This is a genomic window from Streptomyces sp. Xyl84, from assembly GCF_059731885.1.
Genome location: NZ_AP029182.1, coordinates 1951920 through 1962712 on the forward strand (window position 1 = coordinate 1951920; position 10793 = coordinate 1962712).

At 72.2% G+C, this 10793-nt stretch carries 9 protein-coding genes; 1 reads left to right on the top strand and 8 read right to left on the bottom strand.

Going from position 1 to position 10793, the window contains the following annotated elements; genetic code table 11:
- Positions 1–187: 187 nt before the first annotated feature.
- The gene (locus tag AC6I72_RS08290) at positions 188–1066 is read left to right on the top strand and encodes an Fpg/Nei family DNA glycosylase (RefSeq protein WP_498000219.1); all 879 of its coding nucleotides are present in this window, start codon (positions 188–190) and stop codon (positions 1064–1066) included.
- A 7-nt stretch (positions 1067–1073) separates the two neighbouring features.
- On the opposite strand, the gene AC6I72_RS08295 is transcribed toward AC6I72_RS08290, so the two are convergent.
- From AC6I72_RS08295 to AC6I72_RS08330, 8 genes are all read right to left on the bottom strand, one after another.
- On the bottom strand, positions 1074–1796 hold the full coding sequence (locus AC6I72_RS08295; RefSeq protein WP_498000220.1) for a hypothetical protein: 723 nt from the start codon (positions 1794–1796) through the stop codon (positions 1074–1076).
- A gap of 348 nt (positions 1797–2144) precedes the next feature.
- Complete coding sequence (locus AC6I72_RS08300) at positions 2145–2522, bottom strand: helix-turn-helix domain-containing protein (RefSeq protein ID WP_037856860.1); 378 nt, start codon at positions 2520–2522, stop codon at positions 2145–2147.
- A gap of 109 nt (positions 2523–2631) precedes the next feature.
- Positions 2632–3177, bottom strand: coding sequence for a CinA family protein (locus tag AC6I72_RS08305; protein WP_498000221.1), 546 nt, complete (start codon positions 3175–3177; stop codon positions 2632–2634).
- Positions 3174–4016, bottom strand: a complete 843-nt coding sequence (pgsA, locus tag AC6I72_RS08310; protein ID WP_498000222.1) for a CDP-diacylglycerol--glycerol-3-phosphate 3-phosphatidyltransferase — start codon at positions 4014–4016, stop codon at positions 3174–3176. The genes AC6I72_RS08305 and pgsA overlap by 4 nt, the downstream gene beginning before the upstream one ends.
- Positions 4013–5485, bottom strand: coding sequence for a 30S ribosomal protein S12 methylthiotransferase RimO (gene rimO / locus AC6I72_RS08315; protein WP_498000223.1), 1473 nt, complete (start codon positions 5483–5485; stop codon positions 4013–4015). The genes pgsA and rimO overlap by 4 nt, the downstream gene beginning before the upstream one ends.
- A 138-nt stretch (positions 5486–5623) precedes the next feature.
- Positions 5624–6469, bottom strand: a complete 846-nt coding sequence (locus tag AC6I72_RS08320) for a helix-turn-helix domain-containing protein (RefSeq protein WP_498000224.1) — start codon at positions 6467–6469, stop codon at positions 5624–5626.
- Positions 6470–6869: 400 nt separating this feature from the next.
- Complete coding sequence (locus AC6I72_RS08325; RefSeq protein ID WP_498000225.1) at positions 6870–9674, bottom strand: DNA translocase FtsK; 2805 nt, start codon at positions 9672–9674, stop codon at positions 6870–6872.
- Between the two features lie 181 nt (positions 9675–9855).
- Complete coding sequence (locus tag AC6I72_RS08330; protein WP_498000226.1) at positions 9856–10536, bottom strand: response regulator; 681 nt, start codon at positions 10534–10536, stop codon at positions 9856–9858.
- Between the last annotated feature and the right edge of the window lie 257 nt (positions 10537–10793).

The following is a 10793-nucleotide window of genomic DNA, read 5'->3' on the forward strand; positions in this document are numbered from 1 at the left end:
CGCCGGGCGTCGCGGAGCTTCCCCCCCGGGCCGTGGCCCCCACCAGGGACCGGACGACCGCGGACCACACAGGGCCGGGCGTTCGCCCCCAGCCGGAAGGCCGCACCGTACCGCCCCGCCGCAGCCACAGCCACAGCCACAGCCACAGCCACAGCAGGAAGGCTCACCCCCATGTCACCCTTGACGCATGCCCGAGGGTGACACGGTCTGGCAGGCCGCGAGGCGGTTGCACGACGCGCTCGCGGGCAAGGTGCTGACCCGCAGCGACTTCCGGGTGCCGAAGTACGCCACGACCGACCTGGCCGGACGGACCGTGCTGAGCACCGTCTCGCGGGGCAAACACCTGCTCACCCGCTTCGAGGGCGGTCTCACCCTGCACTCGCACCTGCGGATGGAGGGTGCCTGGAAGGTCTACGGCAGCGGCGAACGCTGGAAGGGCGGCCCCGCCCACCAGATCCGGGCCGTCCTCACCACCGCCGACCGCGCCGCCGTCGGCTACCGCCTCCCCGTACTGGAACTGCTGCGCAGCACCGAGGAGGAGCGGGCCGTCGGCCACCTCGGCCCGGACCTCCTCGGCCCCGACTGGGACCCGGACCTGGCCCTGGCCAACCTCCTCGCCGAACCGTCCCGCGAACTGGGCGAGGCCCTGCTCGACCAGCGCAACCTCGCCGGAATCGGCAATGTCTACAAGAGCGAGCTGTGCTTCCTGCTCGGCGTGACCCCGTGGCTGCCCGTCGGCGCCCTGCCCGCCGACCGCGCGGCGCAGCTGCCCGCCCTGGCCCAGCGTCTCCTGGAGGTCAACCGCGACCGCCTGGTCCGCCGGACCACGGGCCTGCGCGGTCAGCGCGGTCAGCGCGGTCAAGGGAGCCAGGACCTGTTCGTCTACGGCCGTGCGCCGCGCCCCTGCCTGCGCTGCGGAACCTCCGTCCGCGTCGCCGACCAGGGCGACGGCTCCCAGGAGCGCCCCACCTACTGGTGCCCGGTCTGCCAGGCGGGTCCGGCCCCGCCGCCGGGTTCGCCGCAGAAGTGGCGGGACCGTTACTCGCATCCGCGGCCGTACCGCTGACGCTGCGTCAGGTGCCGTCCGCCTCTCCCGCTCCCCGCGGTCCCTCTCCGTCCCTCTCGTCGCCCCACAGGTCCCGCTGGTCCCGCTGGCCCCCGTCGTCGCGGAACGAGTCCTCTGCGGCCCCGAAGGGCCAGCCACCTCCCTCGGCGGACGGCGCGCGCCCGCCGTGGCCGTAGGGCCACCCTTGGGACTCCCCGAGCAGCGTCCCGCCGATCATGCCGACGGCGGAAGCCGGGGCACCGCTCTCCGCGGAGGCGGGCGGCAGCCCGGGAGCGGGACCGGGGCCGCTCGGCGTCGGTTCGCTGCCCTGCCGTCGGGACCCGAGGGAGCCGCGGACCTCAAGGCCGTCGCGACCGTCGGGACCGTCTCGCCCGTCACCGCCGTCTCGCCCGTCGCCGCCGTCAGGCCCACCGAGGCCGCCGAGGCCACCGCGCGCGTCAGGGCTGCCGTCCAGACTCCCGCGCACGTCAGGGCGGTCAGGGCGGTCGTCGAGGCCGGTGGAGTCTTCCGGGAGCCCGCCATCGTGGGAGGCGTCGGGACCCGTGGAGCGGCGCGGCGCCCGGACGCAGTGCAGGGGCAGCACGCTCAGCCCCCAACCGCCCGCCGTGACCGCCGCCTCCAGCAGTCCCCCGCCGCCCGTCAGCACCAGGCGCAGCACAGACCACCACCACACCACGCCGAGCGCCAACGCGGCGCCCCGGCGCACTATCGGCCCCGCGTCCGCACCCACGCATCCACCTCCAGCCCCGTGCCGCCCGCCGGGCGAACCGACACGCCACCAGAACACAGCCCTCACGTAGAGCAGGGCGCACCAGGGTCCGTGGAACGCTGTTTCCGCTCCACCGCCGGTCGACCGGAACCCTGCCCGGCCTCCACCATCACCGGACCTCCGCGCACCGGCAACGCGACAGGCGCTCGAGGTGGGCCCGGCCCGCGGCCTGGCACAGCAGGGCACGGTGCCGCGCGGCACGGGTGGCCCTCACCCAGCACGAAGGCCCCGGCCGAACTCCTCCGGTCTCCCGGAGAAGCCCCGGCCGGGGCCTCGCGACGTATGCGTCAGCTCACGCGCACGTGACCGTCACGCGGCGACCACGTCCACCGCCTCGGCGGCGGGCGCCTTGATCGTCACCCGTTCCGGTGGCACACCGGTCACCGACACCGAACCCAGCATCGGGCGAACCGGCGCAGGCACGTGATCGGTGGCCGCAGCAGACTGGGCCAGCTCAGCAAGGGCGAGTTCGTCGCTCACTTCTCGCATGAGCTCGGACATCCGTACGTCCAGCGCGTCGCAGATGGCGGAGAGCAGCTCGGAGGAAGCCTCCTTCTGCCCCCGCTCCACCTCGGAGAGATAGCCGAGCGAGACTCGGGCGGACGAGGAGACTTCGCGCAGAGTACGGCCCTGGCGTTGGCGCTGCCGACGCAGCACGTCACCCAGCAGGCGACGGAGCAGAATCATCGGTGGCTCCCTCCTCGGACCGCGTAGCCGCATCCTTCACGCCCCACCGTACCGCCTCGCGACGCGGCCGTGCGGGGAGCGATGTCGTGTTCACTCAGGGCTGCAAACATCAAAACCCCCCGTTCCGTTCCGTATCCTGTGCCCGCTCATTTCCGGTCTGTTCGCCCGCGATCTGCTCAAGGAGCAGTGCGAGTACGCTCCGTACACTCTCCATACGAATGTCCGCCCGGCCGCCGTTCAACCGCAGGGCAGCCGTTTTCCCGCCACGCGCCGCCTGGTTCAGCGGCCCGGGCGGCCCGTCCACGGCCACGAAGACCGTCCCGACGGGCTGTCCGTCCTGGGGGTCGGGGCCGGCGACTCCCGTGGTCGCGATGCCCCAGTCCGCACCGAGGGCCTCGCGCACTCCGGCCGCCATCTCGGCCGCGACCTGCGGATCCACCGCTCCGCGCTCGGCCAGCAGAGTGGCGTCCACGCCCAGGAGCCGGTGCTTCAGCTCCGTGGCGTAGGCGGTGACCGAGCCGCGGAAGACCCTGGACGCCCCCGGCACCGCGGTGATCTCCGCGGCGACCAGGCCACCGGTCAGCGACTCCGCGACGGCGAGCGTCTCGCCCCTCACCGTCAGTAGTTCCACGACCTCGGCGGCCCTCGAACTCACGCTTCCGATTCCTTCAACGCGGCCCGGCGCTCAGCGATTCCCCGCCTGCGCAGCACAATGGCCTGTTTCACATAGTCCAGTCCGGTCGCCACGGTCAGCACCACGGCCGCCGCCATCACCCAGAACCGGAGGGTGGCGAGCCAGCCCGTCAGCGCCAGGACGTACATTCCCACGGCCACGCCCTGTGTGAGCGTCTTGAGCTTGCCGCCCCGGCTGGCGGGGATGACCCCGTAGCGGATGACCAGGAAACGCAGGAGGGTGATCCCCAGTTCCCGGCCGAGGATCACCCCGGTCACCCACCAGGGCAGGTCGTCGAGCGCGGAGAGACAGATGAGCGCCGCTCCCATGATCGCCTTGTCGGCGATGGGGTCGGCGATCTTCCCGAAGTCGGTGACGAGGTCGTACGTGCGCGCCAGGTGTCCGTCGAACAGGTCGGTGATCATGGCGACGGCGAAGGCGGCCCAGGCGAACGACCGCCACGCCGGGTCGTACCCGCCGTCCGCCAGCATCAGGGTGACGAAGCCGGGCACCAGCAGCAGCCGGAGCATGGTCAGCAGATTGGCGACGTTCCACACGCTGGCCTGGTTGACGGCCGCGGCCGTGATCTTGCCGCCGCGGGCGGGCCTCCCGTCGTCCTGCTCCAGGACCGCTCCACCGGCTCCACCGGAGACCGTGGCACCGGACGTCACGTCACCGGGGCCGTCGCGGTCACCGGAGCCACCGGGCTTTCCGGCGGCGTTCGCGGTCCCGTCCGCACCCGAGCGGCGTGCGGCCGCTCCTTTGGCCGCCGGCCGCGCGCCGGAGGAGCCGCCCGCCGCGGATGCCGGGACTCCGGTCATCTGCCCGCCTCCTCACTCCGTCCGAGCGACCCGGTCAGCGGCTCGGCCACCAGGTCGACGCCCGCCGTGCCGACCACCTTCGCCTCGACCATACGGCCGGGGACCAGGCCCTCGCCGTCGGTGAGCAGCACCTGGCCGTCGGTCTCCGGTGCCTGGTGCGCGGCCCGGCCGGACACGCCGTCCTCGGGGTCCACGGTCTCGACGAGTACCCGGATCGTCTCGCCCACCCGCTCCTCGGCGCGCTGGGAGACGAGTTCCTCGGCAAGCCGGGAGACACGTGCCAGCCGCTCGGCGACGACCTCCTCGTCCAGCTTGTTCTCGTACGTGGCCGCTTCGGTGCCCTCCTCGTCGGAGTAGCCGAAGACACCGATCGCGTCGAGCCGCGCGCCGTTCAGGAACCGCTCCAGCTCGGCCAGGTCGGCCTCCGACTCGCCGGGGAAACCGACGATGAAGTTGGAGCGGACACCGGCCTGCGGCGCCTTGGAGCGGATGGTGTCGAGCAGCTCCAGGAAGCGGTCGGTGTCGCCGAAGCGGCGCATGGCGCGCAGCACGTCGGGCGCGGAGTGCTGGAAGGAGAGGTCGAAGTAGGGGGCGACCTTCGGGGTGGAGGTGAGGACGTCGATGAGGCCGGGGCGCATCTCGGCGGGCTGCAGGTAGCTGACCCGCACCCGCTCGATGCCGTCGACCTCCGCCAGCTCGGGCAGCAGGGACTCCAGCAGGCGGATGTCGCCGAGGTCCTTGCCGTAGGAGGTGTTGTTCTCGGAGACCAGCATGATCTCCTTGACGCCCTGCTCGGCCAGCCACCGCGTCTCGTTCAGCACGTCGCTGGGGCGGCGGGAGATGAAGGAGCCGCGGAAGGAGGGGATGGCGCAGAAGGAGCAGCGCCGGTCGCAGCCGGAGGCGAGCTTGACGGAGGCGACCGGGGCGCCGTCGAGGCGGCGGCGCAGCGGCGCGCGGGGTCCGGACGCCGGGGCGACGCCCTCGGGCAGGTCGGCGGGGCCGTGGCCGGGCAGGGCGACGGCCGCGCCGGCCTCCTGGCGCTGGGCCGGGCTGATCGGCAGGAGCTTGCGGCGGTCGCGCGGGGTGTGCGCGGCGTGGATGCCGCCGCTGAGGATGGTCTGCAGGCGGTCGGAGATGTCGGCGTAGTCGTCGAAGCCGAGCACGCCGTCGGCCTCGGGAAGGGCCTCGGCCAGTTCCTTGCCGTACCGCTCGGCCATGCAGCCGACCGCGACGACGGCCTGCGTTCTGCCGTGGTCCTTGAGGTCGTTGGCCTCCAGGAGGGCGTCGACGGAGTCCTTCTTGGCGGCTTCCACGAAGCCACAGGTGTTGACGACGGCGACATCGGCGTCCGCGGCGTCCTCGACGAGCTGCCAGCCGTCCGCCTCCAAACGGCCTGCGAGCTCCTCCGAGTCCACCTCGTTGCGGGCGCAGCCGAGAGTGACGAGTGCGACGGTACGGCGTTCAGGCATGGGCTCAAGACTACTTTGTCCGGCCGACACCCCACGTCGAAGGGGTTGGCCGAGATCGGCCAACCCCTTCGACGCCTGCCTGCCCGGGCCCCGGCGCACGGGCTGACCCCTTGGGCCGCCCGGCCTGCGGGCCCCCGGTCACCCGATCTGGGGGTCACCCTTGGTGTACGTGAGGCGTTCCACGGCACCCGGCTGGAACTGGTCCTCGATCTTCTTGCCGTTGACGTAGAGCTGGACCGCGCCGGCGTCGCCGAGGATCAGGTTGATCTTCGTGCTGTCCTGGAAGGTCTTGGACTCGCCCTTGTTCAGCAGCCCGTCGAAGAGCATGCGGCCGTTGTGGTCCTTGGCGGAGATCCAGCTGCGCCCGTTCGGTGCGCTGACCTGGACGGTCACCTTGTCCTGGGGCGCGGCGGCGATGGCGCTGTCGGAAGGAGCGGGCTTCGGGGCGGCGGGCTTGGTGTGCTTCGGGCGGGGTGAGGCCGGGGTGCTGGTGCTCGGCGTGGATCCCTCGGCGGCCTGCGCCTTGGCACTGCTGTCACCGCTGTCGCCGCCCTTGAAGGCGGTGAAGCCGACGAAACCGATGACGACGACGATCGCCGCGACCATGGCGGCGGTCCAGTTGGGGCCGCGCCGTTCCGGGCGGATACGTTCCGCCTCGAAGAGCGGGGCGGCGGGGGTCGGCGCGGGGCGCCCACCGTGTTCGGCGTCGTACTGGGCGAGCAGCGGGGCGGGATCGAGGTGCACCTCGCGCGCCAGGGTGCGGATGTGCCCGCGCGCGTAGACGTCCCCTCCGCAGGGGGCGAAGTCGTCGGACTCGATGGCGTGCACGATGGCGACCCGGACGCGGGTGGCGGTGCTGACCTCGTCGACGGTCAGCCCGGCGGCGAGCCGGGCGTCCTTCAGGACTCGGCCGATGGAGGGGCGGGCTTCCTCGGAAACGTCTTCGAACGGACGCTCGTCTTCAGGAGAGTTGCCGATGGACACGGGGGCGCCTTTCGAGCGTGTAGCCGCCTGTGCTGGAGGTTCAGTCTAGGGGTGTGCCAAAGGGTGGAGCGACCCGGCGGCGGTACTTTGTACGCCATCGGAATGGCCGGACAATCCGACGGTGTGACAGGGTGCGGGAGCGCAGGTGCCGCCCGCACCGGGTGTCTCGCTCAACTTGACGTACGGCCGGGCGAAAGGGTTGCCCGCCGTCGGCTAACGGGTGGATCACGGCCCACCCGTGCGGCCCACGGCGCCGCGTCCGCCGGGCGGCCGTCGGCCCCGGCGGACGTCCCTCGCGCCTACCCCCCGAACCGGCCCCCGAATCCGCCTGCCCGGCGATCCGCCCCCCGATCCGGTGATCCGTCCCTCGATCGGGTGCTCTTGCCGCGGGCCGTGCCGCCTATCCCTCCGTCTCGCCCCGGATCACGGCCAGCACGCCGTCCAGTTCGTCGGCCTTCACCAGCACGTCCCGCGCCTTGGACCCCTCGCTGGGGCCGACGATGTTCCGCGACTCCATCAGGTCCATGAGCCGGCCGGCCTTGGCGAAGCCGACGCGCAGCTTGCGCTGGAGCATGGACGTGGACCCGAACTGCGTGGAGACGACCAGTTCGGCGGCCTGGCACAACAGGTCGAGGTCGTCACCGATGTCCTCGTCGATCTCCTTCTTCTGCTTGCTGCCGACGACGACGTCGTCCCGGAAGACCGGCGTCATCTGGTCCTTGCAGTGCTGGACGACGGCCGCGACCTCGGCCTCGGTGACGAAGGCGCCCTGCAGCCGGGTCGGCTTGCTCGCCCCCATCGGCAGGAAGAGCCCGTCGCCCTTGCCGATCAGCTTCTCGGCGCCGGGCTGGTCGAGGATGACGCGGCTGTCGGCGAGCGAGGAGGTGGCGAACGCGAGCCGGGAGGGCACGTTGGCCTTGATCAGGCCGGTGACGACGTCGACCGAGGGCCGCTGGGTGGCGAGCACCAGGTGGATGCCGGCCGCGCGGGCGAGCTGGGTGATGCGCACGATCGCGTCCTCGACGTCCCGCGGCGCCACCATCATCAGGTCGGCCAGCTCGTCCACGATCACCAGCAGGTACGGGTACGGCTGCAGCTCGCGCTCGCTGCCCTCGGGCGACTTCACCTTGCCGCTGCGCACGGCCGCGTTGAAGTCGTCGATGTGCCGGAAGCCGTACGCGGCCAGGTCGTCGTAGCGCAGGTCCATCTCGCGGACGACCCACTGCAGCGCCTCGGCGGCCCGCTTGGGGTTGGTGATGATCGGCGTGATCAGGTGCGGGATGCCCTCGTACGCGGTCAGTTCGACGCGCTTGGGGTCGACCAGGACCATGCGGACGTCCTCCGGTGTCGCCCGCATCATGATCGAGGTGATCAGGCAGTTGATGCAGGACGACTTGCCGGAGCCGGTCGCGCCGGCGACCAGGATGTGCGGCATCTTCGCGATGTTGGCCATCACGTAGCCGCCCTCGACGTCCTTGCCGAGCGCGACCAGCATCGGGTGGTCGTCCTCGGCCGCGTCCGCCAGGCGCAGCACGTCCCCGAGGTTGACCATCTCCCGGTCGGTGTTGGGGATCTCGATGCCGACCGCGGACTTGCCGGGGATCGGGCTGATGATCCGTACGTCCGGGCTGGCGACGGCGTACGCGATGTTCTTCGTCAGGGCGGTGATCCGCTCGACCTTCACGGCCGGGCCGAGTTCCACCTCGTAGCGGGTGACCGTCGGGCCGCGGGTGAAGCCGGTGACCCGGGCGTCGACCTTGAACTCGGTGAAGACGTTGGTCAGCGCGTCCACGATGGCGTCGTTGGCGGCGCTGCGCGCCTTGCCGGGGCCGCCCCGCTCCAGGAGGTCCAGCACGGGCAGGGAGTAGGTGATGTCGCCGGAGAGCTGGAGCTGTTCGGCGCGCGGCGGCAGGTCCCGGGTCTCGGCGGGCGGGGCCTTGGTGAGGTCGGGGACCCCGGCGATCGACTCCTTGGGCTCCGGGCGCGCCGGTGCCTCGGCCCTCGGGCGCGCGACCGGAACGTCCTGCTCGGGGCGCGCGGTGGGGACCGGGGTCGGGGTGGGGGTCTCGGCGCGGTCGCCCACGCTGACGCCCTGGGTGAGGTCGGCGACGACGGGCGAGGGCGGCATGCCGTGCAGCACGGCACCGTCGAGCGCGGCGGCAGCGGCGGCCGCCACGTCCACGGCGTCCAGCTGGCGTTCCATGTCGGGCTGCGGTACGGCGGAACGCCGGGGCCGGCCGCGCCGCTTGGCCAGCGCCTCCTGCTCCGCCCGGTCGGGGTCGTGTTCCTGGGGGGCGCTCTGACGTCTACGGGGGCGCGCGGGCAGCGCTTGGCGCCACTGCTCGTCGTAGCGCGCGTCGTCCTCGGAGTACTCCGGGTACTCGGCGTCCTCTTCGTCCTCCGGGTCGGGCAGCAGGCCGAGCTTCACGCCGAGCAGCCGCAGCCGCTGCGGGATGGCGTTGACGGGGGTGGCGGTGACGACCAGCAGACCGAACACGGTGAGCAGCACCAGCAGCGGTACGGCGAGCACCTCGCCCATGGAGTACGTCAGCGGGGTAGCCGCCCCCCAGCCGATGAGGCCGCCGGCGTCCCTTATCGCCTGCATGCCGTCACTGCGGGCGGGCGAGCCGCAGGCGATGTGCACCTGGCCGAGCACGCCCAGGACGAGCGCGGACAGGCCGATGACGATACGGCCGTTGGCCTCGGGCTGTTCGGGGTGCCGGATGAAGCGCACGGCGATGATCCCGACCAGGATCGGCACCAGCAGGTCGAGCCGGCCGAACGCGCCGGTGACCAGGATCTCGACCAGGTCCCCGACGGGGCCGCGCAGGTCGGCCCAGGTGCCCGCGGCGACGATCAGGGCGACGGCGAGCAGCAGCAGGGCGATGCCGTCCTTGCGGTGCGCGGGGTCGAGGTTCCGGGCGCCCTGCCCTATGCCGCGGAAGACGGCGCCGACGGCGTGCGCGAGGCCGAGCCAGAGGGCGCGCACGAGACGGAACACGCCCCCGGTGGGGCTCGGCGCGGGCCGGGGCGCGGGCCTGCTCGCCGCGGCCTTCTTGGCCGGCGCCTTCCGGGCGGGAGCCTTCTTGGCGGCGGCCTTCCTGGCCGGCGCTTTTTTCGCGGCGGCCTTCTTCGCCGGAGCCTTCGCGGAAGCAGCCGCCTTCTTCGCGGGCGGCTTGTTGGCTGCGGAGGGACGTGAGGCCATAGGTGCGAGATTACCGTCGCGGGCGACGCCGGACACGTGTGCCCAGTGCTTCACCCGTTCGTGTCGCGCCTGGGCGGTCGGCAGTTGACCAGGCCTCACCCGGCTTGCGGGGCGACAGGAGTTGCCCGGTCAGGGGGCGGTGGGACCTCACCCGGCCGCCCCAACGCGCCCAGGGCATGCGTCAGTTCTGCGACGGGAGCGAGGAGGGGGTGCCCGTGCCCGGCTCCAGCGCGTCCAGCGCCCGGCGCAGACCCGTCAGCTTGCGCTCGAGGTGGGCCGCCGTGGCCACCGCCGCGGCGTCCGCGGAGTCGTCGTCGAGCTGCTTGGAGAGGGCTTCCGCCTGCTCCTCCACGGCCGCGAGACGCGCGGACAGCTCCGCGAGCAGTCCGGCCGCCTCCTTGCCCTCGCCGACGCCGCCCTTGCCACCGCCCTCCAGCTGGAGCCGGAGCAGGGCCGCCTGCTCCTTCAGCTGACAGTTCTTCATGTACAGGTCCACGAAGACCGAGACCTTGGCGCGCAGCACCCACGGGTCGAACGGCTTGGAGATGTAGTCCACCGCGCCCGCCGCGTAACCGCGGAAGGTGTGGTGGGGACCGTGGTTGATCGCGGTGAGGAAGATGATCGGGATGTCCCGGGTCCTCTCCCGCCGCTTGATGTGCGCGGCCGTCTCGAAACCGTCCATGCCCGGCATCTGGACGTCCAGCAGAATGACCGCGAAGTCGTCCGTGAGCAGTGCTTTGAGCGCTTCCTCCCCGGACGATGCCCGCACCAGCGTCTGATCGAGCGCAGAGAGGATGGCCTCCAGCGCCAGCAGATTCTCCGGCCGGTCATCGACCAGGAGGATCTTGGCCTTCTGCACCATGGCCCGCCCTCCTCGCCCCGGCTTGGGGCCGCCCCTGTCCGCAGGAACCGGGGCAGCACCGGTGGATGCCGCCCCAGAGGACGACTCCCTTGCGCCGCCCGTCCTTGTGCCGGTCATCGTAGCCGCACCCCGCCTGTCACCACACCCTGTCACCGCGATGTCACTGTGCACGTAGCAGAAACGCGGCAGGAGACCAGAAGGTTCCCCGAATCCCGCACCTCTACACGGCATCGCGCACCCTGAGTCAACAACTTCGC

What these genes read in the sequence shown, in the direction of transcription:
- AC6I72_RS08330 (WP_498000226.1), bottom strand. Translation starts at nt 10,536, where the DNA reads ATGGTGCAGAAGGCCAAGATCCTCCTGGTCGATGACCGGCCGGAGAAT.
- AC6I72_RS08290 (WP_498000219.1), top strand. Translation starts at nt 188, where the DNA reads ATGCCCGAGGGTGACACGGTCTGGCAGGCCGCGAGGCGGTTGCACGAC.
- rimO (WP_498000223.1), bottom strand. Translation starts at nt 5,485, where the DNA reads ATGCCTGAACGCCGTACCGTCGCACTCGTCACTCTCGGCTGCGCCCGC.
- AC6I72_RS08300 (WP_037856860.1), bottom strand. Translation starts at nt 2,522, where the DNA reads ATGATTCTGCTCCGTCGCCTGCTGGGTGACGTGCTGCGTCGGCAGCGC.
- AC6I72_RS08325 (WP_498000225.1), bottom strand. Translation starts at nt 9,674, where the DNA reads ATGGCCTCACGTCCCTCCGCAGCCAACAAGCCGCCCGCGAAGAAGGCG.
- pgsA (WP_498000222.1), bottom strand. Translation starts at nt 4,016, where the DNA reads ATGACCGGAGTCCCGGCATCCGCGGCGGGCGGCTCCTCCGGCGCGCGG.